General features: G+C 67.1%; 30 protein-coding genes. 28 read left to right on the top strand and 2 right to left on the bottom strand.

The features are described from left to right. Positions 1–51: 51 nt before the first annotated feature. The 24 genes from ACEU5R_RS02260 (at position 52) to ACEU5R_RS02145 (ending at position 19386) form a co-directional block, all read left to right on the top strand. Positions 52–477 carry a GPW/gp25 family protein gene (locus ACEU5R_RS02260; RefSeq protein ID WP_079381551.1) on the top strand — a complete coding sequence of 142 codons (426 nt, stop codon included), beginning with the start codon at positions 52–54 and terminating at the stop codon, positions 475–477. Then, positions 474–1592: a baseplate J/gp47 family protein gene (locus ACEU5R_RS02255; RefSeq protein WP_054893677.1), complete on the top strand. Its 1119-nt coding sequence runs from the start codon at positions 474–476 to the stop codon at positions 1590–1592. The genes ACEU5R_RS02260 and ACEU5R_RS02255 overlap by 4 nt, the downstream gene beginning before the upstream one ends. Next, positions 1585–2625, top strand: a complete 1041-nt coding sequence (locus tag ACEU5R_RS02250; RefSeq protein WP_213732122.1) for a phage tail protein — start codon at positions 1585–1587, stop codon at positions 2623–2625. The genes ACEU5R_RS02255 and ACEU5R_RS02250 overlap by 8 nt, the downstream gene beginning before the upstream one ends. Continuing rightward, positions 2625–3068, top strand: coding sequence for a hypothetical protein (locus ACEU5R_RS02245; protein ID WP_033965092.1), 444 nt, complete (start codon positions 2625–2627; stop codon positions 3066–3068). The genes ACEU5R_RS02250 and ACEU5R_RS02245 overlap by 1 nt, the downstream gene beginning before the upstream one ends. A 12-nt stretch (positions 3069–3080) precedes the next feature. Beyond that, positions 3081–4010 carry a hypothetical protein gene (locus tag ACEU5R_RS02240; protein ID WP_213732123.1) on the top strand — a complete coding sequence of 310 codons (930 nt, stop codon included), beginning with the start codon at positions 3081–3083 and terminating at the stop codon, positions 4008–4010. A gap of 21 nt (positions 4011–4031) precedes the next feature. Further along, entirely contained in the window at positions 4032–4352 is a 321-nt protein-coding gene (locus tag ACEU5R_RS02235) for a hypothetical protein (RefSeq protein ID WP_213732124.1), read from the top strand. Between the two features lie 16 nt (positions 4353–4368). Then, complete coding sequence (locus ACEU5R_RS02230) at positions 4369–5463, top strand: hypothetical protein (protein WP_392408975.1); 1095 nt, start codon at positions 4369–4371, stop codon at positions 5461–5463. A 140-nt stretch (positions 5464–5603) separates the two neighbouring features. Then, complete coding sequence (locus tag ACEU5R_RS02225; RefSeq protein ID WP_213732126.1) at positions 5604–6017, top strand: four helix bundle protein; 414 nt, start codon at positions 5604–5606, stop codon at positions 6015–6017. Positions 6018–6325: 308 nt separating this feature from the next. Further along, positions 6326–7357 (top strand): reverse transcriptase/maturase family protein, encoded by a 1032-nt coding sequence (locus ACEU5R_RS02220; protein WP_213732127.1) that lies wholly within the window; start codon positions 6326–6328, stop codon positions 7355–7357. Positions 7358–7557: 200 nt separating this feature from the next. After that, complete coding sequence (locus tag ACEU5R_RS02215; RefSeq protein WP_072270446.1) at positions 7558–7761, top strand: Com family DNA-binding transcriptional regulator; 204 nt, start codon at positions 7558–7560, stop codon at positions 7759–7761. After that, complete coding sequence (locus ACEU5R_RS02210) at positions 7718–8542, top strand: DNA adenine methylase (RefSeq protein ID WP_213732128.1); 825 nt, start codon at positions 7718–7720, stop codon at positions 8540–8542. The genes ACEU5R_RS02215 and ACEU5R_RS02210 overlap by 44 nt, the downstream gene beginning before the upstream one ends. 53 nt (positions 8543–8595) lie before the next feature. After that, on the top strand, positions 8596–8793 hold the full coding sequence (locus tag ACEU5R_RS02205; protein WP_250134382.1) for a DUF6900 domain-containing protein: 198 nt from the start codon (positions 8596–8598) through the stop codon (positions 8791–8793). After that, entirely contained in the window at positions 8790–9020 is a 231-nt protein-coding gene (locus ACEU5R_RS02200) for a hypothetical protein (protein WP_213732129.1), read from the top strand. The genes ACEU5R_RS02205 and ACEU5R_RS02200 overlap by 4 nt, the downstream gene beginning before the upstream one ends. 289 nt (positions 9021–9309) lie before the next feature. Next, positions 9310–10521 carry an ABC transporter substrate-binding protein gene (locus ACEU5R_RS02195; RefSeq protein ID WP_392408974.1) on the top strand — a complete coding sequence of 404 codons (1212 nt, stop codon included), beginning with the start codon at positions 9310–9312 and terminating at the stop codon, positions 10519–10521. A 57-nt stretch (positions 10522–10578) separates the two neighbouring features. Next, entirely contained in the window at positions 10579–11481 is a 903-nt protein-coding gene (locus ACEU5R_RS02190; protein ID WP_103271345.1) for a branched-chain amino acid ABC transporter permease, read from the top strand. After that, positions 11478–12455: a branched-chain amino acid ABC transporter permease gene (locus ACEU5R_RS02185; RefSeq protein ID WP_392408973.1), complete on the top strand. Its 978-nt coding sequence runs from the start codon at positions 11478–11480 to the stop codon at positions 12453–12455. The genes ACEU5R_RS02190 and ACEU5R_RS02185 overlap by 4 nt, the downstream gene beginning before the upstream one ends. Continuing rightward, positions 12452–13216, top strand: coding sequence for an ABC transporter ATP-binding protein (locus ACEU5R_RS02180; protein ID WP_103271347.1), 765 nt, complete (start codon positions 12452–12454; stop codon positions 13214–13216). Before ACEU5R_RS02185 ends, ACEU5R_RS02180 begins: the two co-directional genes overlap by 4 nt. Beyond that, positions 13209–13925, top strand: coding sequence for an ABC transporter ATP-binding protein (locus ACEU5R_RS02175; protein WP_103271348.1), 717 nt, complete (start codon positions 13209–13211; stop codon positions 13923–13925). The genes ACEU5R_RS02180 and ACEU5R_RS02175 overlap by 8 nt, the downstream gene beginning before the upstream one ends. Positions 13926–14082: 157 nt before the next feature. After that, positions 14083–14835, top strand: a complete 753-nt coding sequence (locus ACEU5R_RS02170; RefSeq protein ID WP_392408972.1) for an SDR family NAD(P)-dependent oxidoreductase — start codon at positions 14083–14085, stop codon at positions 14833–14835. Between the two features lie 8 nt (positions 14836–14843). Continuing rightward, complete coding sequence (locus tag ACEU5R_RS02165; protein ID WP_103271350.1) at positions 14844–15617, top strand: SDR family NAD(P)-dependent oxidoreductase; 774 nt, start codon at positions 14844–14846, stop codon at positions 15615–15617. Between the two features lie 5 nt (positions 15618–15622). Next, positions 15623–17323, top strand: a complete 1701-nt coding sequence (locus ACEU5R_RS02160; RefSeq protein ID WP_392409003.1) for an FAD-dependent oxidoreductase — start codon at positions 15623–15625, stop codon at positions 17321–17323. Positions 17324–17349: 26 nt separating this feature from the next. After that, positions 17350–17958: a glutathione S-transferase gene (locus ACEU5R_RS02155; protein ID WP_392408971.1), complete on the top strand. Its 609-nt coding sequence runs from the start codon at positions 17350–17352 to the stop codon at positions 17956–17958. Between the two features lie 224 nt (positions 17959–18182). Then, a complete protein-coding gene (locus tag ACEU5R_RS02150) occupies positions 18183–18692 on the top strand; it encodes a hypothetical protein (protein WP_392408970.1) in 510 nt (169 codons plus the stop codon). A gap of 133 nt (positions 18693–18825) precedes the next feature. Beyond that, positions 18826–19386, top strand: a complete 561-nt coding sequence (locus ACEU5R_RS02145) for a hypothetical protein (RefSeq protein ID WP_392408969.1) — start codon at positions 18826–18828, stop codon at positions 19384–19386. Positions 19387–19520: 134 nt separating this feature from the next. Here ACEU5R_RS02145 and ACEU5R_RS02140 read toward each other — a convergent pair whose 3' ends face one another. Then, entirely contained in the window at positions 19521–20858 is a 1338-nt protein-coding gene (locus ACEU5R_RS02140) for a DUF3100 domain-containing protein (protein ID WP_103271356.1), read from the bottom strand. Between the two features lie 316 nt (positions 20859–21174). Here ACEU5R_RS02140 and ACEU5R_RS02135 point away from each other — a divergent pair, with 316 nt between their 5' ends. The 4 genes from ACEU5R_RS02135 (at position 21175) to ACEU5R_RS02120 (ending at position 24888) form a co-directional block, all read left to right on the top strand. Then, complete coding sequence (locus tag ACEU5R_RS02135) at positions 21175–22110, top strand: LysR family transcriptional regulator (RefSeq protein ID WP_392408968.1); 936 nt, start codon at positions 21175–21177, stop codon at positions 22108–22110. Positions 22111–22183: 73 nt separating this feature from the next. Then, positions 22184–22375, top strand: coding sequence for a DUF2970 domain-containing protein (locus ACEU5R_RS02130; RefSeq protein ID WP_103271358.1), 192 nt, complete (start codon positions 22184–22186; stop codon positions 22373–22375). Positions 22376–22619: 244 nt separating this feature from the next. Next, positions 22620–24356 carry a nitrite/sulfite reductase gene (locus ACEU5R_RS02125; RefSeq protein WP_392408967.1) on the top strand — a complete coding sequence of 579 codons (1737 nt, stop codon included), beginning with the start codon at positions 22620–22622 and terminating at the stop codon, positions 24354–24356. Further along, entirely contained in the window at positions 24349–24888 is a 540-nt protein-coding gene (locus ACEU5R_RS02120; protein WP_392408966.1) for a DUF934 domain-containing protein, read from the top strand. Before ACEU5R_RS02125 ends, ACEU5R_RS02120 begins: the two co-directional genes overlap by 8 nt. Positions 24889–24944: 56 nt before the next feature. Here ACEU5R_RS02120 and ACEU5R_RS02115 read toward each other — a convergent pair whose 3' ends face one another. After that, the gene (locus ACEU5R_RS02115) at positions 24945–25484 is read right to left on the bottom strand and encodes an acireductone dioxygenase (protein WP_392408965.1); all 540 of its coding nucleotides are present in this window, start codon (positions 25482–25484) and stop codon (positions 24945–24947) included. Positions 25485–25490: the final 6 nt, after the last annotated feature.

Here is a 25490-nt window from a genome sequence, read left to right as displayed (position 1 = left end):
AACTAAAGCCCTTTAATCGCGGCAAAGGGCTGCACTGGCGACCATACGGGCATGGTTGCCATCGTCCCTGCTACTTCTCGCCCTGCATTCTTCCAGCCCGCTCTGTCGGGCGCGACTGCGGGCCACCCTTCCGGCCTTGCGAGTGATCGCCTGGGCGAAGTCGTGACGGGCGTGGCCGACATCAATCAGTGCATCTACATCATCCTGACCACGCCGAAGGGGAGCGACCCGCATCGCCCCACCTTTGGCAGCGAGCTGCACCTCTACCTCGACTACCCCATCGACAGCGCCCGCCCGCACTTCGTGCGTGAAGTGGTGGATGCGCTGGCGATATGGGAGCCGCGCATCAAGGTGATGCGCGTGCCGGTCACGAAGGAAGGCGATGCGGGTCTGCTGGTCGGAGTCGAGTGGGTGTTTGCCGACAGCGTGGAGGCCGAGATGTTCTCCACGCGCGTGCCCATGAGGAAGGTGCTATGAGCCTGCTTGACCGACAACTGCCGGAGCCGGACTTCATCGAACGCGACCCTGCGAAGATCACGCGGGAGATGATCGCCACCTATGAGTCGCTCACTGGCAAGACGCTGTACCCGGCGCAGGTGGAACGCCTGCTGATCGACCTAATCGCGTACCGCGAGAGCCTGGTTCGCGAGGCGTTCCAGGACGGAGCAAAGCTCAACCTGGTGCGCTACAGCCGGGGCGTGATTCTGGACAACATCGGCGAGAACGTGGGCGTGGAGCGCGTTGCGGCGGTCGCTGCCAGCGTGAAGCTGCGCTTCACCTTCTCGCCCGCACCGAACACCGCCACCGTTCTGCCGCAGGGCACCGAGGTGGAGGGCGGCGGTGTGTCCTTCGCCACCGCGCAGGTCGTGAGCGTGGCCGCAGGCGCGGCGACGGTCGAAGTGCTGGCTACCTGCACCCAGGCGGGCGTGGTCGGCAATGGCTTCGTGCCTGGCCAGATCAAGACGTTGGTGGGAACGCCCTCGGGCCTGATCGTGGCCAGTGTCGAGAACATCACCACCTCGGAGGGCGGCGCGGACGAGGAAAGCGACGAGCGCCTGCGGGAGCGCATCGTGGCCGCCCCGGAGACATTCAGCGTTGCCGGTTCGGTGGAGGCGTACCGCTTCCATGCCATGTCGGCCCACCCGGACATCGTGGACGTGGCCGTCATATCGCACATCCCTGGCGACGTGACGCTGTATCCGCTGACCAGTTCCGGCCTGCCGGGCGAGGCCATCAAGGCGGCCGTGCTGGCGACGTGTAGCGGCGAAAAGGTGCGCCCGCTTAACGACCAGGTCATGGTCGCCGACCCGGTGCCGGTGGACTACGCCATCGACGTGCGCGTGGTACTGACCCGCACGGCCGACGCGGCACTAGCCCAGGCGCAGGTCGAGCAGGCAGCGCTGGACTTCCGCGACAACCGGGTGCAGTTCGGCGCATCCATCGTGCGCTCGCAGCTCATCGACGCGCTGCACGTCTATGGCGTGTATTCCGTCACGCCCGTGCAGCCTGCGGCCGACCTCGATCTGGAGAAATGGGAGTGGCCGCGCTGCACCAGCATCAAGGTCACGGTGACGGGAGTGGCGCATGGCTGACTTCGAGAAGCCCTCGCTGTTGCCGCCCGCGCTCGTGGTCGATCTTTCCATGCGGGCGCTAGAAGTGCTGATCGCGCGCTTGGTCGAACTCGACCTGGCTCCCACGCTTGTCTATGACTTCGAGCACGTCACCGAGTCGGCGCTGCCGCACCTGGGCGAGCAGTTTCACGTCATGGGCGCGGAGGGCTGGAGGCTGGCCACCACGCCGGAGCAACGGCGGGCGCTGCTGGCGCGCGCCGTGGCGCTGCACCGGCATAAGGGCACGCCCTGGAGCATCCGCGAGGCGCTCAAGGCGCTGGGCTTCAACGATCTGGAGATCGAGGAGCGCCTGCCGTCAAACCGCTATGACGGCGCGATCACGTTCAGCGGCGCGGAAGCCTACGCCGCCTATGGCTGGGCGCAGTTCCGTGTCATCGCCGACGCGGGCGACGAGCAGCCCATCACCTCGGCGCAGACCGCGCTCATCGTCGAGACCGTCAACGCCTGGAAACCGGCCCGCAGCCACCTGGTGGATGTGCGCTACCGCGCCAGCGAGACCGAGCGCGTGGACGTGGCCGAGGTCGAGCAGCACCAGGGCGTCATGACCCATGACGACCAGCACCGATGGGGAAAGCACTTTTATGACGGCGCACTGGCCTACGACCAGGGAGCCACCCACCTTTGGAACGGCGCGCTGCGCTTCAACGGCGTGGCCCTGCACAACGGCTTCTCGGCCACGGCAGAGGGTGCCCGCTACGAGGGCGAGCGCGAGGAAGAAATCCTGGAAGCCACGCTCGGCTTCTTCGACCAGCAGACACGCTGCCCGGTATTCGCGGGCGAGCTGGACTACAGCGGCATGGCTGACTTCGGGGCATCGGCTCCGGTGGCCGAGGACTTGCCCATGCCCATCACGTTGCGCCGCCACCGGCGCTTCGACGGCCGCCTGGCCTACAGCGCCCACCGTTTCGATGGTTCGGAGCGGTACGCCGGGCATTTCACCCACTTCGGCAACTCGGCGTACAGCGGCGACGTTGTCACCCTGTTGGAGGCGTAATGGAAATAAAGATCAAGGAAGGCGTTCCGCTGGCCGGGTACTTCCACGTTGACGTGTACCGCTCCGGTGTCCTGGTCGCGGTCATCGACGAGGAGAACCTCATCGTCAATGGTGCCAAGAACCAGCTCGCCCGCCTGATTGGCGGCGCGGGCACGAACCGGCACATCACGCAGATCGGCTTCGGCATCGGCCAGGCCGTTGCCGCGCCGGGCCAGACGGCGCTGACCTCGCCCTACATCAAGGCCATCGGCAGCGTGGAGTACCCGGCGACCGGCCAGGTGCGCTTCAACTGGAGCCTGTCCACCGCCGAGTTAAACGGAGTGGCCATCACCGAGTTCGGGCTGATCTGCGCGGACGGCACGTTGTTCTCGCGCAAGCAGCGCAAACCCATCGAGAAGGAGTCCGACCTGTCGCTGACCGGCTCCTGGACGATTCTTTTCTAAGGAGACCGATTCATGGCAAACGTAAGCGAAACCTCGACCTGGGAAGGCGGCATCTACCAGATCGAAACCTCTGACCCGGTGCTGGGCGGCCCCAATGGCATCGCCAACGTGCAGGCCAAGCAGCTCGCCAACCGAACCAAATACCTGAAGGCGCGCGCCGACCAGGTCGATACGGCCAAGGGCGGCCATGCTGACCTGCCAGCGCGCCTGGCGGCTATCGAGGCCGCGACCGAGGCGCTTGGGCCGGATGCGCAGGATGCCTCGCTGGCAGCCATCAAGTTCGCTATCGACCAGGCGAATGTCGCCAACCAGGGCGTGCGCGCGCTGCATCAATTCGCGCAGCAGGAAGGCGTGCTGGAGATCAGCAACCGGGGCGTTGTCAGCGGCTGCACCGTGACGAAGTCCACCACGGCCGCGCGCAACCTGCACATCTCGACAGGTACCTGCTTTGCACAGGGCCGCAAGTTCGCGGTGGCGGACGGTAACAACGCTGCCTCGGTGCCCAGCAATACCGGCTCGGGTGCCGTGACGGTGTTCGCCTATCTGTTCCAGGATGCCAGCGGCCTGTGGCGGCTGGCCGTGACGTCCATTGGTCAGGCCGTGCCGGACGGGTGCATCCGCCTCTACAACCTCACCGTGCCCGCCGGTTCGACGGATGCCACTGATCCCAACCTGGCGGCCGTCACGCTCACGGACGTGCGCCGCGTCGAGGCCGGGTTTCCGATCTTGCTGGACAACCCTGCCTCGGCATCGCCGCAGCTCGCGGCGCTGCCGGATTCGGCCTACCACGTCACCTTTGACGTGCTCTCGGCCAGCGGTGCGCCCGCCGAGGCCAAGAGCCTGGTGGTGGCCAGCCGTGCCCGAAACGGTTTCACCGTGCGGCTTGCCGCCGCTGCCGACAACGTGGTGGCCCGCTGGCGGGTCAGCCGCCTCAACGCCTAAACCCCTGAAAGGAGATCATCCATGCCGCAAATCATCTTGAAGCAGTCGGGCCAGAACTCGGCCGACTTCTCCACCAACGGTGCCGTCATCACGGTCGCCGGTGTCGCCGTCAACTGCGAGGCCCGCGAGGAGGACGTCACGCAGATCATCGAAATTCGCCAGCACGAAGGCGTTGCCCAGGAGGGCGGTGAAGGCGCGTTCCTGGCGCAGATCGAAATCCCCGCCCGCCGATACGTCGATGAGGAAGGCCCGCTCGGCGAGGACGAGCAGCCGACCATCGTGCGCAGCCCCGTGCCGTTCGACCCCAACCGCGTCGCGCTGACGCTGTGGCCCACCAACTGACCCAGGAGAACCCACTATGACCATCTTTATCAAAGACGACCTTCGCGCTTCGGTTGAAGCGGCCACTGGCGGCCTCGTCACCGTGCTCTACACTGCGGCCGGTCACCCGAGCTATATGAACGTCATCCCCAAGTTCAACCTCCAGGACATCGACGCATCGCTGGGCACTGGTGTGCATCCGGCCTTCATCGTCAACGGCGTGGAGAAAAGCGAATTGTTCATCGGCCAGCATATCGGCTGCGTCAAGGACAGCAACCTGCTGTCTTTCCCCGGCGCGGTGCCGCAGGTCAGCGCCAACTTTGACACCTTCAGGACTTGGGCAGCGAACAACGGCCCAGGCTGGCACATGATGACCAACGCGGAATGGGCCGCCATAGCCCTCTGGTGCTGGAAGAACGGCACGATGCCGCGCGGCAACAACCAGTACGGCCGCGACATCGGCTCACCGTGGGAAACGGCTCGGCGTGTCGATGGTGGCAATATCGGCGAGGCTGTCGGGAACGGGCGCACTTACACTGGCTCCGGCCCGGCATCGTGGCGTCACAACGGCCAGGCCAACGGTATCGCTGACCTCAACGGCAACGTGTGGGAATGGACTGGTGGTTTTCGCCTCAACAATGGAGAAATCCAGGTACTGGCCAACAACGATGCCGCCGACAACACCAAAGACCAGAGCCGCACCTCGACGCTCTGGAAGGCCATCAAGGCGTCGGATGGTTCGCTGGTTGCGCCGGGTACGGCGGGCACTTTGAAGTACGACGCTTCGAGTGCCAACGGCACGGGTGGCAATGTGCTGTCCGACACTGTGACCAACCGCTCCGGGAATGTGGATGAGGACGACTACGTGAACGGCACTAGCCAGGCATTCGAGAGCATGGGCCTGAAGAACGGCCTGACGGTGCCTGCCATTGCCAAGGCGCTGTGCCTTTATCCGGCTGTGGAGGGCTTGGGTGCTGATAATTTCTGGATGCGCAACCACGGTGAACGTCTGCCTCTGGCCGGTGGCTACTATAGCATTGGTGCCTCGGCTGGGGTGTTCGCGCGCGGTCTCAACTCTGCGCGAACGGTTGTTAGCGGCGACGTCGGCGCTCGCCCGGCCTATGTTCTTTGAAAGGGGGGTGCGGTAGCACCCACCAGCAGCGCAACAGCATGAGAAGGGTCTCCCGGTCGCGTTAGCGACCGGGCGATTTTTTTTTAAGGGGTGGTGCGATAAAATCGCCTGTGGGTTTTTATTGAGGAGGCGAGGCAGGAATGGCGATAGACAGGGAAGCGCAACTGGTACGGAAATTTGTGGAGTTTTCCAAGCTCCTCAACGTGTACCTAAACCACTTTCCGCGCCACGAACGCTATGCCCTCTCGAACAGAATCCGCAACGCCGCCTATGACGTCTACGACTTGATTGTGGAAGGTCAGAAGCGGTACCACAAGAAGACGTCCCTCACGCAGCTTGATATCGCCCATGAGCAATTGCGGATGCAGTTGTTTCTGGCCTATGAAATGGGCTATTTCAAGTTCACGGACGGACGCACCGAAGGCAACGCGGCAGAAGTAGAAGCGAAGCGCTGGCAAGCGATAAGCAAGCTGGTGGATGAGCTGGGCCGCATGATCGGAGGTTGGATACGGCATGAGCTGGCCGAATCGAAAGAGGCAGGCCAGCAGAAATGACCAGTCCATTGTGGTTTAAGGGCGGCCTACGATCACGTCTGCCTCTGGCCGGTGGCAACTATAACAATGGTGCCTCGGCTGGGGTGTTCGCGCGCAATCTCAACAATGCACGAACGAATGTTAACAGCAACGTCGGCGCTCGCCCGGACTGCGGCTTCTTCCTCAAACCTCGAATGGGGATAGTGGAGCCATAGGGATAGGTCGTCCTGCTTGCCCGCGCTGCGGGCGGCGAACTCGTAGTCACTCCGCGCTTTTTGGTAGGGGCATCCCGAAGACCAGCGCGGAGTTTTTTTTGGAATGGAGGGGCAATGAAACGGCACGGAAACCTGTTTGAGCAGACCTTCACCCGCGAGGCACTGTTCGATGCCTACGTCGAGGCCAGGCGCGGAAAGCGCCTGCGCAAAGCCTGCTTTTGGTTCGACATCCGCGCCGGGGCCGTGCTCGATTGGCTGCACCGCCGTCTGCATGATGGCAGCTACGAGGTTCGCGGCTACAAGCGGTTCCTGGTGCATGAACCCAAGACCCGCGAAATCTGCGCCCCGTGGTTCGGCGACATCGTGGTGCAGCACGCCATCTATGCTGTCATCCGCCCGATCTTCGAGCGCACATTCATCGACCAGTCCTACGCCTGCCGGATTGGCAAGGGCACGCACAAGGCTTCCGAGTACGCGATGGAGGCGCTGCGGAAAAGCCGCCCCGACAGTTACACCCTCAAGCTCGACATCAGGAAATTCTTTTACCGTATCGACCGGGGCATCCTGCGCCAGCTCATCGAGCGCAAGATCAAAGATCGGCGGATGGTGGACATCATGATGAAGTTCGCCGAGTTGCCGGAGCCGCTGGGCATCCCTATCGGCAACCTGCTTTCACAGGTCTATGCGCTGGTCTATCTCAACGCCCTCGACCACTTCGTGAAGCGCGAGCTGAAGGTGAAGCTCTACTGCCGCTACGTGGATGACTTCATCTTGTTCGACCTCGACCGGGAACAGTGCCTGGAACACAAGGCGCGCATCGAAGCGTTCCTGCACGATGAGCTGCACCTGGAGCTGTCGAAGTGGACGATGGCCAAGACCCAGCGCGGGGTGAACTTTGTGGGCTACCGCACCTGGCGGCGGGCCAAGTTCATCCGCAAATACAGCCTGTTCAAGTTCCGGCGGGCGGCCAAGAGGGGGAAGGCGGACAGCGTCATATCGCTGCTGGGCCATGCCAAGCATTCGCACTCGCTGGGGTTCATGTGGCGCACCATCCGCGAGGTCAATCCCGACCTGGTGCGCAAGCTGCCGCCGAAGATGAGGCGCTTCTATCCAGTCAGGCCGCCCTTGCCGACAAAGCAAAACTAAAACGCTTGAATGGCGGCGGGTGGGGAAAAGCCGGATGCTACCGTCTGAAAAAGACGGGCGACCCCACCCGGTGCTGGAACACCGGACGGAACCCCAATCAAGCAGCACAAGCCTGCAAGACCGGCTAAGGCCCGCCACCCGGTACCAGGCGGTTCTAGCCTACCAGAATCTGCAAATGATTTGCAGAAAAGGCTTGTTCCATGAGAGAGATTCGCTGTGCTGCTTGCTCCCGCAAGTTGGGAGAGGGGGTGTTCACCCGCCTTGTAATTAAGTGCCCGCGTTGCCGGGCGCTCAACGTCTTGAAGGCCGAGAGCCTCCCACCAGAACGCCGTCGAGCGTCCAGTATTGAAAGGATGCCCGATGGAAGGCTCCAAGAAAGCGAGGGCGCAGGCCCACTTCGATGACGTCCAGGCGGTGCCGCTTGTCCCCTGGGTGGGCGGCAAGCGCCGCCTGGCTCCGCATATTCTCCCGCTCCTGCCGGAGCACACCTGCTACGTCGAGCCGTTCGCGGGTGCGGCTGGCCTGTTCTTCTCCAAGCCGCCCAGCAAGGTCGAGGTGCTCAACGATGTGAATGGCGACCTGGTCTGCCTGTACCGCGTGGTGCAGCACCACCTGGATGAGTTCATGCGGCAGTTCCGCTGGTCGCTCACCAGCCGCCAGATGTACGCCTGGCTCCGGGAGACGAAGCCAGACACCCTCACGGACATCCAGCGGGCGGCGCGCTTCTTCTACCTCCAGAAGCTGGCCTTCGGTGGCAAGGTGGACGGCCAGACCTACGGTACGTCCACCACAGCCCCGATGCGCCTCAACCTGCTGCGCCTGGAGGAAGACTTGAGCGCGGCGCACCTGCGGCTGCACCAGGTCAACATCGAGAACCTTGACTGGCACGCCTGCATCACGCGCTATGACCGCGAGCACACCCTGTTCTTCTGCGACCCGCCGTACTACGGCACCGAAGGCTACGGCGTCGAGTTCGGCATGGAGCAGTACGACCGCATGGCCGAGCTGCTGCGCACGATGAAGGGCAAGGCGGCCGTCACAGTGAACGACATCCCGGCCATGCGCCAGGCGTTCAAGGGGCTGACGATGAAAAGCCTGGCCATCCGCTACACGCTCGGCAAGTCCGGGGCTGGGCGGCAGGAGCGCGGCGAACTGTTGGTGATGAATTACAAGCCAGGCGGTTGACTGTTCGGCCAGGTAGAGCGGTACTGGTGCCATCGCAACGCAAGGAGAACCACATGGCCATGCCAACCCTTTCACCCGCCGCCCAGGAGCATCTCCTGGCCATCGCCGCCACCACGCTGGGCCTGGAAACCCTGGAAACGAGGAACTCGGACCGCCAGGACTTCCACGACCTGGCGGTCTGGTCGGTCAAGGCTGCCCTGGAAGCTGCCTACCTGGCAGGAATGGTTGACCACCACCGGAGGGCTGCATGATGACGTCCATCGAGCAGAGCCTGGCCGACTACCTCGGCGGCTACACCCGCAACAACCCAGCCAACCGGGCACACATCGTCAACTACCAGGACTGGCAACGCATGGCCAGGCTGGAACTCGACCGCCGCGCCGCAAGCCTGCTGTCGGTGCTGCCGGACGAGGAACTCCGCGCCATTGCCGAGGGCCAAGTCAGCCTGCCCGAGCTGGTCAAGAACCTGCCCACCTGACCCGCAGCTACCTGGAACGAAGAAGGCCGCCCATGAGGCGGCCTTCTCGTTTGTGCGCGGCGTGCGCTTCTGCAATTCGCTTTCAACCTTTGACGCTTCACGGGCGGGGCGTTTATCGCGGCTCCGAAGCCGCAGTTATCGCGGCGCGCTTCAATGTCCGCCCAGTACCCAGACCAGTACCCAGACCAGCGCCAGTCCCGGTCCGCTTCGCGCCATGCCCGCCGCACAGGGCAGCATCCGGCGTGGACGGTCCTGACGGCAAAAAAATGATCAGCAACGGGAGACAACCATGAAGACCAGCAGTCGCTTCGCCGCCGCCGCGCTTTGCGCGTGGGCGGTCGCCACCGGCGCCCAGGCCCAGCAGGAACCGGGCATCACCGACAAGACCATCAAGATCGGCGTGTTCGCGCCGCTGTCCGGCGCCGGCATGGCCTACGGCTTCGACGTGATGAACGCGGCCAAGATGTACTACGCCAAGATCAACAAGGAAGGCGGCATCCATGGCCGCCAGCTGGAGCTGGTGATCGAGGACGATCGCTGCAACGCCAACGACCTGGTCGCGGCCGTGAAGAAGCTGACCGAACAGGACAAGGTCTTCATGCTGAACGGCGGCTCCTGCTCGGCCGCCGTGGTGGCCGCGCGCGAATACGTCGAGCGCGAGAAGATTCCGCTGCTGATGCTGAACGCCTCTGGCGACGGCGCGCTGTATCCGCCGTCCAAGTACATCTACGGCGCGTTCTCGATCTCGCAGCACGCCGTGGGCGGCTCGATGGTGCAGTTCGCCTCGGAACACCTGAAGGCCAGGAAGGTCGGCTACATCAACCACGATGACGCCTACGGCGGCTGGAACCTGGAAGCCGCGCGCGCCCAGGCCAAGCAGCTGGGCGGCGTGGACCTGCAGGTGCAGTCGGTGAACCCGAACATCACCGACGTGACCGCGCCCATGCTCAAGATCCGCGCGGCCAATCCCGACGTGCTGCTGCTGACCACCTACGCCCGTCCGGCCGCGCTGATCATCAAGAAGGCGCAGGAACTGGGCTGGAACAAGCCCATCGTGCTGGCCGTCAACGGCACCGCCGACCTGAAGCAGCTGGTGGAGAACGTCGGCAACAAGGACGCCTTCAAGAACGTCTACATCCAGGACGTGCTGTCCGACCTGCCCGGCGGGCCCAAGCTGACCTGGGTCTACGACATGTACAAACAGGCCTATCCCGACCTCGCCGCCAAGCCCGGCCATCCGCAGACCTACATGCCCTACGGCATCCCGCCGGCGATGGCGGTGGTCAACGCGCTCAAGGCCGCCGGCCCGCAGCCCACCCGCGAGAAGGTGCTGGCCGCGCTGGAAACCATGAAGTTCGATTCCGGCGTGATGGCGGGTCCGATCGAGTTCGGCCCGAATGACCGCGCCGCTCAGGAATCGGCCATCTACATCAAGTTCGACGGCACCAGCATGTCGCTGGTCCCGGGCGCCTTCAAGAGCGTCTGGCAGTACCAGCCTTAATCACACGGGCAGCGCCCGCGCGATGGCGCAGCATCGCGCGGGCCGCCGGAGACCATCATGAGTTTTGCCGATATCTGGTTGTTCCTGCAGCAGGGGGTGCTGTCGGGACTGGTGACGGGCAGCGTGTACGCGCTGCTGGCCGTCGCCGTCGTCATCGTATTCAAGACCACCGACGTGCCGAATTTCGCCCAGGGCGAGATCTTCATGGTCGGGGGCTACATCGCATTGTTCCTTACCCTGGTGCTGGGTTGGCCCTACCTGGTCGTGATTCCCGTCACGCTGCTGGCGGTGGCCGTGGTGGCCGCGCTGTTCCAGCGCGTGGTGATGGAGCGCGTGATCGCGTCCAAGGGCGTGGGCGTGCAGCTGGTGATCGCCACGCTGGGCCTGGCCTACGCGCTCAAGGGCCTGGTGCGCCAGAGCGGCCTGGGCGACACGCCGCGCTCGCTGCCGCCGCTGGCGCCCACCGACGCCATCATCATCGGCGACGCAGTGCTGACCCAGCTGGACCTGGTGATCTTCGCCGTGGCGGTGGCCGTGATGCTGCTGCTGTTCTGCATGTTCCGCTACACCCGCGTCGGCCGCGCCATGCGCGCCGTCGGCATGAATCCCAAGGCGGCGCGCCTGACCGGCGTGAACCTGGCCCGCATCCGCATGCTGGTGTGGGCGCTGGCCGGCTTGATCTCGTCCGTGGCGGCCCTGCTCATCACGCCCAAGATCCTGATCACCCCGGACATCGGCCACATCGCCATCCTGGCCTATGCCGCGGCCATCGTGGGCGGCATCACCAGCCTGCCCGGCGCCGTGGTCGGCGGTTTCGTGATCGGCGTGGCCGAGAACCTGGTGGGTCTGTTCATTTCCACCAACGCCATCGTGGTCGCGCCCTTCGTCGCCATCATGGTCGTGCTGCTGCTGCGTCCGCAAGGCCTGCTGGGCGGCAAACTGCAGGTGAAGAAAGTATGAAAACCAACCGCATCGACCACGCCCTGCTGGCGCTGATGGCCATCGCGCTGGCCGTGTTGCCCTTCTACGCCAGCGGCTATGTCATCTACGTCGTCAACCTGCTGCTGGTGTTCGTGGTGCTGGCCCTGGGCCTGCACCTGGTCATCGGCGAGACCGGCCAGTTCGCGCTGTCGCACGCCGCCTTCTACGGCGTGGGCATCTACACCGCCGGGCTGATCAACAACCTCTGGCATCCGCCCTTCTTCGTCTCCATCGTGGCCGGCGGCCTGCTGGCCGCCCTGATGGGCTATGTGATCGGCGCCCTGGCGCTGCGCATGCGCGACATCTACCTGGCGCTGTCCACCTTCGCCTTCGGCGAGGCCATGCAGTGGGTGTTCCTGAACTGGGATGCCGTCACCAACGGCTCCAACGGTTTCCGCATCTCGCCGGCCACGCTGTTCGGCTACGAGCTGGTGTCGGACATCAAGGCCTATCCCTTCGTCGTGCTGATCGCCGCGCTGCTGTTGTGGACCACCGTGCTGCTGTCGCGCTCGCAGCTGGGCTCGGCGTTCCGCGCCGTGCGCGAGAGCGACGTGGCGGCGCAGGCCATGGGCGTGAACGTCAACGCCGTCAAGCGCGCGGCCTTCACGCTGTCGGCGGCCTATGCCGGCATCGCCGGCGGCATGTACACGCTGTTCGCCTCCTTCATCCATCCCGAAAGCCTGGGCTTCCAGACCACCATCCTGATCCTGACCATGGTGGTGGTGGGCGGCATCGGCTCGGTGCGCGGCGCCATCGCCGGCGCGCTGATCTTCGGCCTGATCTCGGAACTGCTGCGCCAGGCGCTGTCGTTCCAGGAAATCATCTATGGCGTGATTCTCATGGGCTTCATGATGTTCGCTCCCAAGGGGCTGTTCGCCGGCCGCCAGGGCGCGCGCCGCGCGGCGGCGTCCGCCGTGGTTGCCGCCAAGACCAAGCAAGGGAGCGCCGCATGAGCCAGCACCCCCACCTCGAGGTGCAGGGCCTGACCGTCAAGTTCGGCGGCCTGACCGCGATCAACGGCCTGTCCATGCAGGTCGAGCGCGGCCGCATCCACGCGCTGATCGGCCCGAACGGCGCCGGCAAGTCCACCACCTTCAACTGCATCTCGCGCTACTACCGTCCCACCAGCGGCCGCATCAGCTTCGACGGCGCCGACATCACGCGCAAGAAGCCGCATGAAATGGCGGCGCTGGGCGTGGCGCGCACCTTCCAGAACCTGGAGCTGTTCGGCGCGCTGTCGGTGCGCGAGAACGCGCTGCTGGGCACCTACGCGCACGGCGCGGCCACGGCCGGCGCGCTGCTGCGTCCCGCCGGCGCCGAGGCGCGCGAGCGCGTCGAGCACCTGCTCGAACGCGTCGGCCTGGCCGACTTCCTGGACACGCCGGCGTGCAGCCTGGACTTCGGCCGCCAGAAGATGCTGGAACTGGCCCGCGCGCTGGCGATCTCGCCCAAGCTGCTGCTGCTGGACGAGCCCGCCGCCGGCCTGCGCAACCGCGAGATCGAGACGCTGGACCGCCTGCTCACCGAGCTGTGCGAACGCGACGGCATCACCGTGCTGCTGGTCGAGCACGTGATGCAGCTGGTCATGTCGATCTCGGATCGCATCACGGTGATGTCCTTCGGCGAGAAGATCGCCGAGGGCACGCCCGCGGAGGTGCGCAGCAACCCCCGCGTCATCGAAGCCTATCTGGGCAAGGGAGCCGCCGGTGGCTGACTATCTGCTTGAAGTCGAGGCGGTATCGGCCGCCTACGGCAATATCCGCGCCCTGCAGGACGTGTCGCTGAAGGTGCCGCAAGGCGCCATCGTGGCGCTGCTGGGCGCCAACGGCGCGGGCAAGTCCACCACGCTGAACGTGATCTCGCGCCTGGTCGCGCCCACCGCCGGCGGCGTGCGCTTCGCCGGCGAGGCCATTCACCGCCTGCCGGCCGACGCCATCGTCGGACGCGGCATCGTGCAGGTGCCCGAAGGCCGCGAGATCTTCCGCGACATGAGCGTGCGCGAGAACCTGGAAATGGGCGCCTACCTGCGGCGCGACCGCGGCGCCATCAAGGGCGACCTGGACATCGTCTGCGACACCTTCCCCCGGCTGCGCGAGCGCCTGGAGCAGAAGGCCGCGACGCTGTCCGGCGGCGAGCAGCAGATGCTGGCGACCGGCCGCGCCATGATGGCGCGCCCCCGCATGATCCTGCTGGACGAGCCGTCCATGGGGCTGTCGCCGCTGGTGGTGGAGCAGATCTTCGAGATCATCCTGCGCCTGAACCGCGAGCAGGGCATCACGATCCTGCTGGTGGAACAGAACGTGAAACTGGCGCTGTCGGTATCCAGCTACGCCTACATCCTGGAGAACGGCGAACTGGCGCTCGAAGGCGAATCCGCCGCGCTGGCTGAGGACGAGGCCGTGCAGAAGGCGTATCTCGGCTAGTCCCCCGAAGCGCCTGCGGCGCCTCCCCCCAAGGGGGCGCCGCGACGGACCGGCGGAGCCGGATCCGTGCGGCCGCGCTTGGGGAGGACAGCGGCATGCGGCGCGCGGCGCCTTGGGTAACGGTATTGAAGTGGGTGCGTGGATCGGGAGGAACGAGATGACGTCGATGCAAGACAAGCTGGTATTGGTGACGGGCGCCGGGCGCGGGCTGGGCGCGGCGATCGCGGCGGGCTTCGCGCGCGAGGGCGCGCGGCTTATCGTCGCGGACCTGGACGTGGCGCTGGCCACCGCCAGCGCACAGGCCATCCGCGATGCCGGCGGCCGCGCCTTCGAAGCCACGCTGGATGTCACCGACGCCGATGCGGTGCGCGGTTTCGCCGCCGATTGCGCGGCGCGCCACGGCAATATCGACGTGCTGGTCAACAACGCCGGCATCTCCGCCCGCGCGGCCTTCGACGATCCGCAAACGCCCGAGATCTGGGACCGTCTCATGGGCGTGAATCTGCAGGGCGCGTTCAACGTCACGCATGCCTTCGTCGAGCAGCTCAAGGCCGCGCGCGGCGCCATCGTCAACCTGTGCTCCATCGTCGCCTATGGCTGCGGCATCTCGACCGCCGGCTACGTGGTGTCCAAGGGCGGCGTGCGCTCCTTCACCGAAGTGCTGGCGCGCGACCTGGCGCCGCATGGCGTGCGGGTCAACGCCGTGGCGCCCGGCCTGATGGAAACCGACATGACGGCCGGCCAGCGCGCCCAGGACCACGGCACCGACTGGTACATGCGCCGCGCCCCCATGGCGCGCGCCGGCCGCGCCGACGAGATCGTCGGCCCGGTCCTGTTCCTGGCCTCGGACATGGCCAGCTATGTGAACGGCGTGGTGCTGCCCGTGGACGGCGGCTACCTCGCCGTATAGGAGACATCATGAACGCATCGAGTCCGACGCCAGCGGCGGCCGGCGAGCCAAAGGCCAGCCCCGGCAAGGCCCTGGTCACCGGCGGCGCCAGCGGCATGGGCCTGGCCATCGTCGAGCGGCTGGCGCGCGACGGCTACGCCGTCGTCATGGCCGACCGCAACGGCGAGCTGGCCGCGCGCGAAGCCGCCGCGCTGCGCGCGCAGGGCCTGGACGTGGACCATCGCGTCGTCGACCTGGCCGACGAGGCCGCCACCCGCGCGCTGGCGCGGGAACTGGCGCCGCTGGCCGCGCTGGTCAACAACGCCGGGCTGTTCGACGAGCGCAAGTTCTTCGACGTGTCCAGCGACGACTACCGCCGCATGTATGAAGTGAACCTGCTGGCCGTGGCGACGCTGACGCAGGAAGCCGCGCGCGACATGGCGCCGGGCGGCAAGATCGTGAACATCGCCTCGCGCGCCTACCTGGGCGCGAAGAACCATCCCCACTACGTGGCCTCCAAGGCCGCGCTGGTGGGCTATACCCGCGCCTCGGCCATGGAACTGGCGCCGCGCGGCATTCTGGTCAATGCGATCGCGCCCGGCCTGATCGACACGCCGCTGCTGCGCAACCTGTCGCCCGAGCGGCTGGCCGCGCAACTGGCGCTGCAGCCCACGGGCCGCGCCGGGCAACCGCAAGACATCGCCAATGCCGTGTCCTTCCTGGCCGCGCCGCACATGGACTTCATCACAGGCCAGGTCATTTTCGTGGACGGCGGCAAATCGCTGGGCGGATCGGGAGCATGAGCAGCATGGAAGGCATCAAATGGGACCTGGAGGTCGACGCGCTGGTCGTCGGCTCCGGCGCGGGCGGCATGGCCGCGGCGCTGACGGCGCGCGAAGAAGGGCTGGACGTGCTGCTGGTCGAGAAGACCGACCGCATCGGCGGCTCCACCGCCATCTCCGGCGGCGCGCTGTGGATCCCGCTGAACGCGCAGAGCGAGGGCGCCGGCCATCCCGACACCTTCGAACAGGTCTGGACCTATCTGCAGCAGACCGTGGGCGCCGCGTCCTCCGACGCGATGAAGCGCGCCTACCTGGAAGCCGGGCCGCGCATGATGGACTACCTGGTCGAGCGCGGCCACTTGCAGGTGGCCGCGCGCACCGCCTCGCCCGACTATTATCCTGACCGTCCGGGCGCAGCCATGGGCGGACGCTCGCTGGATCCGGTGGAGTTCGACGGCCGCAAGCTCGGCGCGAAGTTCCGCGAGCTGCGCGACCCGCTCAAGGAATTCACCGTGCTGGGCGGCATGATGGTCAACATCACCGACGTGCGGCACCTGCTGCGCGCCACCCGCTCGTTCACGGCCTGGCGCCACAGCATGAAGCTGGTGCTGCGCTACGCCGCCGACCGCCTCGGCGGCCGTCATCGCGGCACGCGGCTGCTGCTGGGCAACGCGCTGGCGGCCCAGCTGTTCCACGGCCTGATCCGGCGCGGCATCCCCTATTGGCTGAACACCGCCGCGCGGACGCTGCATCGCGACGCCAATGGCCGCGTGCTGGGGCTGGCCGTGACGCGCGAGAGCAAGACGCTGAACATCCGCGCGCGCCGGGGCGTGGTCATGGCCACCGGCGGTTTTCCGTGGGACGCGAAGCGGCGCGAGCAGACCTATCCCAAGCCCGCCGGCCTGTGGTCCATGTCGCCGCGCGACAACGCCGGCGACGGCATCCGCCTGGCCGAGCACGCCGGCGCGGCGCTGGGCAGCGGCTACGCCAGCCCGGCGTTCTGGGCGCCCGTGTCGGTGCTGGAACGCCCCGGCCAGCCGCCGCTGCACTATCCGCATCTGGTGTGGGACCGCGCCAAGCCCGGCCTGATCGCCGTCAATGCCCAGGGCGAGCGCTTCGTCAATGAATCGACCTCGTACCATGAGTTCGTGCAGGCCATGCAGCGCTCGCCCGCCGACGCCGTCCCGGCCTTCCTGGTCTGCGGCCAGCGCTTCATCGACACCTGGGGCCTGGGCCTGGCCCTGCCCGGCGGACGCCCGCGCCAGCACCTGATCGACGCCGGCTATCTGCTGCAGGCGCCGACGCTGGCCGCGCTGGCCAGCCGCCTGTGCGTGCCCGCCGACAAGCTGCAGGCCACGGTCGCGCGCCACGACGCGCACGCGGCACAGGGACAAGACCCCGACTTCGGCAAGGGCGGCACGGCCTACAACCGCTACCTGGGCGATCCCGAGCACCAGCCCAACCCGTGCCTGGCACCGCTGGGCGACGGCCCCTATTACGCGGTGAAGGTCTACCCCGGCGACATCGGCACCGCCTGCGGCATCGCCGCCAACGAACACGCCCAGGCGATCGACGACGCCGGCCGGCCCATCGCCGGCCTGTACGTGGCGGGCAACGACATGCAATCCGTGATGGGCGGCGCCTACCCGGCGCCCGGCATCACCCTGGGCCCGGCCCTGACCTTCGGCTGGGTGGCCGGACGCCACCTGGCCGGCGCGACTTCCTGACGCCAGCAACCGACAAGGATCCTTTCATGAAAATCTATTTCTCCCCCGCCTCTCCCTTCGTGCGCAAATGCCTGGTGGCCGCGCATGAACTCGGTCTGGCCGATCGCATCGAGAAGCTGCCCAGCGCGGCCGGCCCGGTCGCGCGCGACCAGACCATCATCGCCAGCAACCCGCTGGGCCAGGTGCCGACCTTCTTCACCGATGACGGCCAGGTGCTGTATGACAGCCGCGTGATCTGCGAATACCTGAACATCCTGGGCGGCGGCGCGCTGTTCCCGGCGGAAGGCAAGCCGCGCTGGCAGGCGCTGACGGAACAGTCGCTGGGCGACGGGATGCTGGGCGCCGCGCTGCTGGCCCGCTACGAAACCGTGCTGCGCCCCGAGGCGCTGCGCTGGGACGGCTGGTACGAAGGCCAGATGGGCAAGGTGCGCGACGGCCTGGCGCTGCTGGAACAGAACACCGCCGCGCTGGCGCAGCGCGTGGACATCGGCACCATCACCATCGGCTGCGCGCTGGGCTACCTGGACTTCCGCTATCCCGACTACGACTGGCGCGCCGGCTTCCCCGCCGTGGCCGCGTGGTTCGCCGCGTTCAACCAGCGCCCGTCCATGCAGGCCACGCTGCCGCACGCCTGAGCGCGACGCTCCGCTTTTGGGGCGGGCAGCGAGGACTGGGGATTCCCGCCGGGCCCCGGGCCGGACGCCCGCCTGGTACGGCGCCTATCGGGCCGCCGCTGGGCCCCTGGCGCAAGCCAGGGGCTTTTTTTTCGCCGACGCGCTCGCATCGGCTGCTCTGCGGAACTGCGCTATGCTGCGGCAACGCCACTTCCGGCCAGCCCCTTGCAGAAAGATCCGTTCCGATGAAACGCCTTTTGACGCTCGTCCTGTGCGCCGCCGCCCTCCCCGCCTACGCGGGTTGTCCCGCTCCCGAGCAATGGGCGCGTGATTTCCAGAAGAGGCACGCCGACTTCCACTGGAACGCCAAGCGCCACGACCCGGCGCTGTTTACACCCGCGTTCGACGCGGTGCTGCGCAAGGAATGGGCCTACGCCAAGGGCGAGGTCGGCCGCCTGGACTACGATCCCTGGCTCGGCGCGCAGGACGGCGACATCGCCGAGCCCATCGCCTTCGAGGCCGAATCCGTGCAGGAAGACGCGGCGGTGGTGGCCATGCGTTATGCCTTCGTGCTGGATCCCGGCGCCGCGCCCGGCAAACACGCGGCGCACCTGGCGCTGAAGAAGGAAGGCGCGCGATGCTGGCGCCTGGACGACTTCATCACGCCGCGCGGCGACTCGCTGATGCGTCTGTTCGCCGGCGATCCGGAGCAGCCGGAGGCCGGCCCGGCGGACAAGGCAAGCGGCGCGCGCTGACCCCCTCCGGCCTGGTAGGGGCGCATGGCGCCGGCCGCGCGACAGGAGTACATTGGACTTGCCTGGCCGGGCGGAACGCCCGCCCCGCCGGCACGCTCCAAGCCTTCAGTCCCGGACGCCCAGGGAGCCCCGCATGAACATCGCCGCGATTTCGCCCGTGCCCCGCGTCGCCGCCCCGTATCCGGCGCGCATCCCCCTGCTGGACGACACCCGCCCGGTCTGGGAAACCGAATTCACCGCCCGCCAGGCGCAACGCGCCGCGCAGTTGCGGGCGGGCCGCAATACGCAGCCCGTCTCCCATACACGCCTCGCGGACGTCCCGGCAAGCGACGCGCGCGCGGCCACGGCCATCGCGCCACGCGCGCCCGCCCTCGCCGCCTCGCCCGCACAACCCGCAGTCGATGTCGACCTGCTGCGCGACCAGCACGCGGATTTCCGCATGCGCCGGGCCATCGACGACTTCGTCGCCGCCCCCGTCCAGCCGTCCGCCAATGGCGCGCAGGACCTGGGCACCATCGCCGGCCTGACGCCGCTGCAACCCTACCGCGTCGCCATGGGCAATCCGCAGGTCCAGGAATTGCAGACGGCCGTGGCATTGAAGGCCGCCGGCCTGGGCATCCCGAAGGTCGCCAACATCGGCCCCGTCGAGAACGCCACCGACAACGCGCGCTACCGTCCAGGCGCGCGGACCTAGTCGCCGCCCCTGGCCCTGGCCGCAACGGGTCGGCCGCGGCGAGGCGGGTGAACGCCTGGCCCGTCATCGCACAACAAGACGCATGAAAAAAGCCACCCGAAGGGTGGCTTCTTTCATCGAGGCAACGCGCCGCTTCAGTGGAAGAACTCGGCGATCATCGTCGCGCCCAGGAAGGTGCCGGCGTTGGCGGCCAGCGACACGACCACGATCTTCCAGCCCAGCTTGCGGAAGGCGGGCAGGTCCTTGAGGATGGACAGGCCGGCCATCGCCAGGATCACCGTGGTGAAGGGCAGGAAGTTGACCTTGCCCACCAGCGCGATGATCTGCTCGGAGTACGGCAGCACGCCGGGGCAGCCGGCGGTCATGGCCAGCACCGACAGCACGAACACGGCCGGCAGCTTGGGGATCACGCGCAGCAGCAGGTCGGTCAGCACCACCAGCGCCAGGATGATGAGCATGCCCGGCAGCGCGTCCAGGATCGGCACCTTGTAGCCGAACTGGTTGCCCACCAGCGCGAACAGGCCGCAGACCGCATAGGCGGTGAGGCGATCGCCGAAGCCCAGCTTGGAGCCGTGGGCGGGCGTCTCGTCGGCCACGGCATCGGCGGCGACGGCCTCGTCGGCCTTGGCGCGCGAGAAACGGCCCAGCACCGGCTCGAGCTTGCCGTACAGCCAGATGGTGGTCGGCAGCGAGATGAACAGCGTGAAATACACGCCCACGACGGTGGTGAGCAGGTTGGCGGCGGCGGCCAGCGCGGCCACCTGGTGCGCCATTTCCGGGGTCTGCTGCGAGGCGATGGCGCCCACGCCGGCGGCCATCATGCTGCCCGAGCCCACGCCCGCGCCCATGGCCAGCGAACGCGGATCGAAGATGTTCAGGCTGGTGATGAAGCCGGCCAGCAGCGCCACGAACAGCGCGCCGATCACGGTGCCGGTGATGTACTCGGCCATCACGCCTCGGCCTTCCGGCGAGTTCATGCCGTAGCGCTCGCCGATGATGGCCAGGCTGGGCTCGCGGCCCACCGAGAAGGTGGCGCCGATGGCCTCGCGCTTGATGCCCAGCAGCAGCGCCAGCGGCAGGCCCACGGCCATGGTGCCGAAGAAGTGGCCGAACTCCTGGAACACCAGGGCCCAGCCGGCTTCGCGCACCTGAGGCAGCGCGCCGCCCACCATCAGGCCGAGCTTGGCCAGGAAGGGCAGCAGCGCGTATTGCAGATAGCCGCTGATGCGCGTCTGCATGGCGGTGTCCACGCCGGCGCCGGCGGGCAGGCGCTGGCCCAGGGCCGCGACCACCGCGCCGATGAAGATGGCCCAGAGCATGGGCTGCAGCACGATCTTGCCCGGACCGACCGCGAAGGTCATGCTGCCGATGGCCTCGGAAATGAGCACCACCATCAGGATGACGACAAGCATGCGGATGCGGCTGGACAGCGACATCGAAGGCGCGGCCAGGCTGGCGCTGGCGTGAGACATGGGATTCCCCTGGAGTACGTGAGTAGCTATTGGAAGAAAGCGGGCGGATCCGCGCGCGCATCCGCCGGCATCCGCCGCGTCCTCCCTGGACGCGCGCGAACGCGCAGGGGCGATTTTCGCCCCGCGCCCACCCCGCAACCATGACATCGCCCGCGCAGAAACGTTGCGTAAAATGCAACGGTTGAATGTTTCCTGGGAATTTCTTGCATGAACAGCCAGAAAGCCTGGGTAAACCCTGAAGGGAAGTGTGGGTTTGCCGCCGCAATCCTGCCCTGTTGAAGCCCGCCGCCCTGCTCTTGCATCTGGATCCCCCGCCATGGACGAAACCCTGGACGCCCGCCGCACCCACTATTTCATGCAGGTCATGAGCCGAGGCTCGGTGCGCGGCGCGGCCGAGCTGCTGGAGATGGACCCGTCCGCCGTCAGCCGGGCCATCGCCGCGCTGGAGCGCGATTGCGGCATGGCCCTGTTCGAGCGGCGCGGACGCGGCCTGGTGCCGACCGACGCCGGCCACATGCTGGCGCGCTACGTGAAACGGCAGCAGGACATCCAGGACAGCTTCTTCTCCGAGATCGACAGCCTGCGCAAGGCCGAGCGCGGCCATATCGACCTGGTGCTGGGCGAAGGCTTCGTGGAAATGATGTTCGACCGCGTGCTGCCGGGCTACTGGCGCAGCCATCCCGAGGTCACGCTGGACATCGACGTGGCGCGCACCTCCGAGATCGCGCAGCGCATCATCGACGACCAGGCCTATATCGGCCTGGTGTTCCAGCCGCCCAACGACGCGCGGCTGCGCACGCATTACTCGCGGCCCGAGCCCATCCGCGCCATCGTGCGCGACGACCATCCGCTCACCCGCCTGCGCCGGCCGCTGCTGCTGACCGATCTGGCCGACTATCCCGGCGCCGCCATGCAGGAAGGCTTCGGCGTGCGCCAGCACATCCAGGCCGCCGAGATCAGCGAACAGGTGCGGCTGCGCAATGTGCTGACCACCTCGTCCTTCAAGGCGCTGTGGCAGTTCGCCGCCACCGGCATCGGCTACGCGCTGACTCCGCCCATCGCCGTCACCGCCGACCTGCGCGCGCAGCGCCTGGCCAGCCTGCCGCTGTCCAATCCGATCCTGAACCAGGGCAGCCTGCAGGTGCTGAGCCGGGCCGGCCGCCATGTGTCCCCGGCCGCGCGGGAGCTGCTGGACCATATCGTGCGCGGCATTGCCCTGCCGGACGGCGCGACATCTGCTACGCCCGATTGAGCCGCAGCTGCGCCTGCCACGCGGCGCCACGCCGGCCTACATTGCCTGGACGACATCACGACAGGAGCAGGGCATGCGGGCTTTCTTGCGCACGGTCAAGACCGTGTTGTGGGGGTTTCTCGGAATACGCCGCCGGCGCGATTACGATGCCGACATCGCGGGCAACAAGCCCGGCCACGTCATCGCGACGGGGCTGTTGATGGCGGCCGTGCTGGTGACGCTGCTGGTGGCGGCCGCCCGCTGGGCGGTGCGCGCGGCGCTGTGAAATCCGGCGGTCAGCCGGTACGTGACCCCGCGCTGCAAGCCCAGGCTGGAACCGGCGCCTGCCGCCACTGCGGCCGTACCAGCGCGCGCCCGGTCATATGCTTATCGCCCGCATGACCTTATTACCAGAATGACTTAGACGCTCATCGTGGCTGCCTGCTACGGTTATGAATCCTCCCGTGGACGCGCCGCGCCCGGCGCTCCGGCAGGACACCAAGAACCGAAAGACTTCAAGGGCAGTAGACATGTACGTGTATGACCCGGTCGACCAGCAGCTCGTCGAGCAGCGCGTGGCGCAGTTTTCGGACCAGACGCGCCGCTTCCTGGACGGCCAGCTCACCGAAGACGAATTCCGCGTGCTGCGCCTGCAGAACGGCCTGTACATCCAGCGCCACGCGCCCATGCTGCGCGTGGCCATCCCCTACGGCATCCTGGCCTCGCGCCAGCTGCGCACGCTGGCGCACATCGCCCGCAAGTGGGATCGCGGCTACGGCCATTTCAGCACCCGCCAGAACATCCAGTTCAACTGGCCCAAGCTCGAGGACGTGCCCGAGATCCTGGCCGAGCTGGCCACGGTGCAGATGCACGCCATCCAGACCAGCGGCAACTGCATCCGCAACACCACCACCGACCACTTCGCCGGCATCGCGCCCGATGAGCTGGTGAACCCGCTGGTGTGGTGCGAGATCATCCGCCAGTGGTCCACGCTGCATCCGGAATTCGCCTTCCTGCCGCGCAAGTTCAAGATCGCCGTGAGCGGCGCCGTGCAGGACCGCGCCGCCGTCGGCGTGCACGACATCGGCCTGCAGGCGGTCGAGCGCGACGGCAAGCTGGGCTTTCGCGTCTGGATCGGCGGCGGCATGGGCCGCACGCCCATCGTCGGCAAGCTGATCAATCCCTTCGTCGAATGGCAGGACCTGCTGACCTACCTGCAGGCCGCGCTGCGCGTCTACAACCTGCATGGCCGCCGCGACAACAAGTACAAGGCGCGCATCAAGATCCTGGTCAAGGACCTGACGCCCGAGGTGTACGCGCAACAGGTCGACGAGGAATGGCAGACCATCAAGGGCGGCCCGGACACCATCAGCCAGGCCTTCGTCGACCAGATCGCCGGCCGCTTCGTCTGGCCGCAATATGATCCGGCGGCCAGGGACGAGCCCGATCATTCGGCCGAGCTGGCCGCCGCCGACAAGCGTTACGCGCGCTGGCTGCGCACCAACGTGCACGCGCACAAGGTGCCCGGCTACGCCGCCGTCACCGTCTCGCTCAAGGCCACCGGCGTGCCGCCCGGCGACATCACCGCCGACCAGATGGACGCGGTCGCCGCGCTGGCCGACGAGCACGGTTTCGGCGAGCTGCGCGTGTCGCACGAACAGAACCTGATCCTGGCCGACGTGCGCCGCTCGCGCCTGCATGAACTCTGGCAACAGCTGGAATCGCTGAACCTGGCCACGCCCAACGTGGGCCTGCTGACCAACATCATCGCCTGTCCGGGCGGGGACTTCTGCGCGCTGGCCAATGCCGTCTCCATCCCGGTGGCCGAAGCCATCCAGCGCCAGTTCGACGACCTGGACTATCTGTTCGAGATCGGCGAGCTGGACCTGAACATCTCGGGCTGCATCAACTCTTGCGGCCATCACCACGTCGGCCACATCGGCATCCTGGGCGTGGATAAGGCCGGCGAGGAGTGGTATCAGGTGACCATCGGCGGACGCCAGAACGGCGCGGCCCGGCCGCTGCCCGATATCGAATCCACGCGTGGCGGCGGCGCGGCGGTGGGCAGGATCATCGGCCCCTCGTTCGCGCGCGACCAGGTGCCCGGCGTGGTCGACCGGCTGATCCAGACCTATCTCGGCCTGCGCGACAGCGAGGCCGAACGCTTCATCGACGTGGTCGACCGCGTCGGCATCGATCCCTTCAAGCAGGACGTGTACGCCGATCCCGCTTTCGCCAAGCCCGCGCAGGAGCCCGCCCATGTCTGAGGTCTTTGCCCACGACGCGCCCGGCCCGCACCTGATCCGCGACGGCCGGCTGGAAACCGACACGGCGCGCCTGTTCGCGCCCGATCCCGAAGTCGCCGCCGAAGGTCAGGTGCCGCGCGACGAGCCCGACTGGATCGTGCCGCTGTCCACCTGGAAGACCTCGCGCGCCACGCTGCGCCGTCACCATCATCCGGTGGCCGTGCTGCTGGAACCCGACGCCGACCTGCGCGAGCTGGCCGACGCCGACGGCACGCTGAATCCGTCCGGCATCGCCTTCATCGCGGTGGACTTTCCCATCTATACCGACGGCCGTGGCTATTCGCTGGCGCAGCTGCTGCGCACGCGCTATCAATGGCAAGGCGAGCTGCGCGCGGTCGGCGACGTGATGATCGACACCATCCACTATCAGGCGCGGGTGGGCTTCAACAGCTTCCTGGTCAAGCCCGGCCACGATCCGCACAAGGCGCTGGCCGCGTTCAATACCTTCACGGTGCATTACCAGAAGACGTATCCGGCGCCGACTGCGGCATAAGCCACAGGATCCTCCGCCGGGCCTGGACAATGCCAAGCCTGGCGGAAGCGCCGATCTCAGGCCAGCGTCGGAAACCGCGTCGCGATATCGTCGCCGGTGAACCGCGCCACCCAGCCCGCCGGATCGTTGAACAGGCGGATACAGGTGAAGGCCGGGCTCGAACCCATGTCGAACCAATGCCGGATGCCGGCCGGCACCGAAATCAGATCGTCCTGCTCGCACAGCGCCGCGTACACGCGGCCTTCGGCGTGCAGCACGAACAGGCCGCTGCCGGCGACGAAGAAACGCACCTCGTCGTCGGCATGCGTATGCTCGGCCAGGAACTTGGCGCGCAGCGCCGCGCGCTCGGGATGGGACGGGTCCAGGCTGACCACGTCCACGCTGCGGTAGCCGCGCTCGGCGACCAGCCGGTCGATCTGTTCCCGATAGGCCGCCAGCACATCCTCCGGCGCCGCGCCGGGCGCCAGCGGCGCCTGCGCGCGCCAGCGCTCGAAGCGCACGCCGATGGCGGCCAGCTCGCGGCCGATCTCGCCGGCGTCGCGCAATGTGCGCCCTTGATCAGGCGCGTCCTCGGAATAGATGGTCAGCGAGGACATGAACGG

Origin of the sequence: Achromobacter sp. 413638 (assembly GCF_043119405.1) — a bacterium.
GTDB lineage: Bacteria > Pseudomonadota > Gammaproteobacteria > Burkholderiales > Burkholderiaceae_B > Achromobacter.
This window is presented reverse-complemented; position numbering and strand designations above follow the sequence as displayed.

What these genes read in the sequence shown, in the direction of transcription:
- ACEU5R_RS02215 (WP_072270446.1), top strand. Translation starts at nt 7,558, where the DNA reads ATGAGAGAGATTCGCTGTGCTGCTTGCTCCCGCAAGTTGGGAGAGGGG.
- ACEU5R_RS02130 (WP_103271358.1), top strand. Translation starts at nt 22,184, where the DNA reads ATGCGGGCTTTCTTGCGCACGGTCAAGACCGTGTTGTGGGGGTTTCTC.
- ACEU5R_RS02240 (WP_213732123.1), top strand. Translation starts at nt 3,081, where the DNA reads ATGGCAAACGTAAGCGAAACCTCGACCTGGGAAGGCGGCATCTACCAG.
- ACEU5R_RS02195 (WP_392408974.1), top strand. Translation starts at nt 9,310, where the DNA reads ATGAAGACCAGCAGTCGCTTCGCCGCCGCCGCGCTTTGCGCGTGGGCG.
- ACEU5R_RS02250 (WP_213732122.1), top strand. Translation starts at nt 1,585, where the DNA reads ATGGCTGACTTCGAGAAGCCCTCGCTGTTGCCGCCCGCGCTCGTGGTC.
- ACEU5R_RS02205 (WP_250134382.1), top strand. Translation starts at nt 8,596, where the DNA reads ATGGCCATGCCAACCCTTTCACCCGCCGCCCAGGAGCATCTCCTGGCC.
- ACEU5R_RS02155 (WP_392408971.1), top strand. Translation starts at nt 17,350, where the DNA reads ATGAAAATCTATTTCTCCCCCGCCTCTCCCTTCGTGCGCAAATGCCTG.
- ACEU5R_RS02230 (WP_392408975.1), top strand. Translation starts at nt 4,369, where the DNA reads ATGACCATCTTTATCAAAGACGACCTTCGCGCTTCGGTTGAAGCGGCC.
- ACEU5R_RS02260 (WP_079381551.1), top strand. Translation starts at nt 52, where the DNA reads ATGGTTGCCATCGTCCCTGCTACTTCTCGCCCTGCATTCTTCCAGCCC.
- ACEU5R_RS02180 (WP_103271347.1), top strand. Translation starts at nt 12,452, where the DNA reads ATGAGCCAGCACCCCCACCTCGAGGTGCAGGGCCTGACCGTCAAGTTC.
- ACEU5R_RS02135 (WP_392408968.1), top strand. Translation starts at nt 21,175, where the DNA reads ATGGACGAAACCCTGGACGCCCGCCGCACCCACTATTTCATGCAGGTC.
- ACEU5R_RS02185 (WP_392408973.1), top strand. Translation starts at nt 11,478, where the DNA reads ATGAAAACCAACCGCATCGACCACGCCCTGCTGGCGCTGATGGCCATC.
- ACEU5R_RS02190 (WP_103271345.1), top strand. Translation starts at nt 10,579, where the DNA reads ATGAGTTTTGCCGATATCTGGTTGTTCCTGCAGCAGGGGGTGCTGTCG.
- ACEU5R_RS02120 (WP_392408966.1), top strand. Translation starts at nt 24,349, where the DNA reads ATGTCTGAGGTCTTTGCCCACGACGCGCCCGGCCCGCACCTGATCCGC.
- ACEU5R_RS02140 (WP_103271356.1), bottom strand. Translation starts at nt 20,858, where the DNA reads ATGTCTCACGCCAGCGCCAGCCTGGCCGCGCCTTCGATGTCGCTGTCC.
- ACEU5R_RS02225 (WP_213732126.1), top strand. Translation starts at nt 5,604, where the DNA reads ATGGCGATAGACAGGGAAGCGCAACTGGTACGGAAATTTGTGGAGTTT.
- ACEU5R_RS02220 (WP_213732127.1), top strand. Translation starts at nt 6,326, where the DNA reads ATGAAACGGCACGGAAACCTGTTTGAGCAGACCTTCACCCGCGAGGCA.
- ACEU5R_RS02255 (WP_054893677.1), top strand. Translation starts at nt 474, where the DNA reads ATGAGCCTGCTTGACCGACAACTGCCGGAGCCGGACTTCATCGAACGC.
- ACEU5R_RS02170 (WP_392408972.1), top strand. Translation starts at nt 14,083, where the DNA reads ATGACGTCGATGCAAGACAAGCTGGTATTGGTGACGGGCGCCGGGCGC.
- ACEU5R_RS02160 (WP_392409003.1), top strand. Translation starts at nt 15,623, where the DNA reads ATGGAAGGCATCAAATGGGACCTGGAGGTCGACGCGCTGGTCGTCGGC.
- ACEU5R_RS02145 (WP_392408969.1), top strand. Translation starts at nt 18,826, where the DNA reads ATGAACATCGCCGCGATTTCGCCCGTGCCCCGCGTCGCCGCCCCGTAT.
- ACEU5R_RS02115 (WP_392408965.1), bottom strand. Translation starts at nt 25,484, where the DNA reads ATGTCCTCGCTGACCATCTATTCCGAGGACGCGCCTGATCAAGGGCGC.
- ACEU5R_RS02245 (WP_033965092.1), top strand. Translation starts at nt 2,625, where the DNA reads ATGGAAATAAAGATCAAGGAAGGCGTTCCGCTGGCCGGGTACTTCCAC.
- ACEU5R_RS02235 (WP_213732124.1), top strand. Translation starts at nt 4,032, where the DNA reads ATGCCGCAAATCATCTTGAAGCAGTCGGGCCAGAACTCGGCCGACTTC.
- ACEU5R_RS02165 (WP_103271350.1), top strand. Translation starts at nt 14,844, where the DNA reads ATGAACGCATCGAGTCCGACGCCAGCGGCGGCCGGCGAGCCAAAGGCC.
- ACEU5R_RS02210 (WP_213732128.1), top strand. Translation starts at nt 7,718, where the DNA reads ATGGAAGGCTCCAAGAAAGCGAGGGCGCAGGCCCACTTCGATGACGTC.
- ACEU5R_RS02200 (WP_213732129.1), top strand. Translation starts at nt 8,790, where the DNA reads ATGATGACGTCCATCGAGCAGAGCCTGGCCGACTACCTCGGCGGCTAC.
- ACEU5R_RS02125 (WP_392408967.1), top strand. Translation starts at nt 22,620, where the DNA reads ATGTACGTGTATGACCCGGTCGACCAGCAGCTCGTCGAGCAGCGCGTG.
- ACEU5R_RS02150 (WP_392408970.1), top strand. Translation starts at nt 18,183, where the DNA reads ATGAAACGCCTTTTGACGCTCGTCCTGTGCGCCGCCGCCCTCCCCGCC.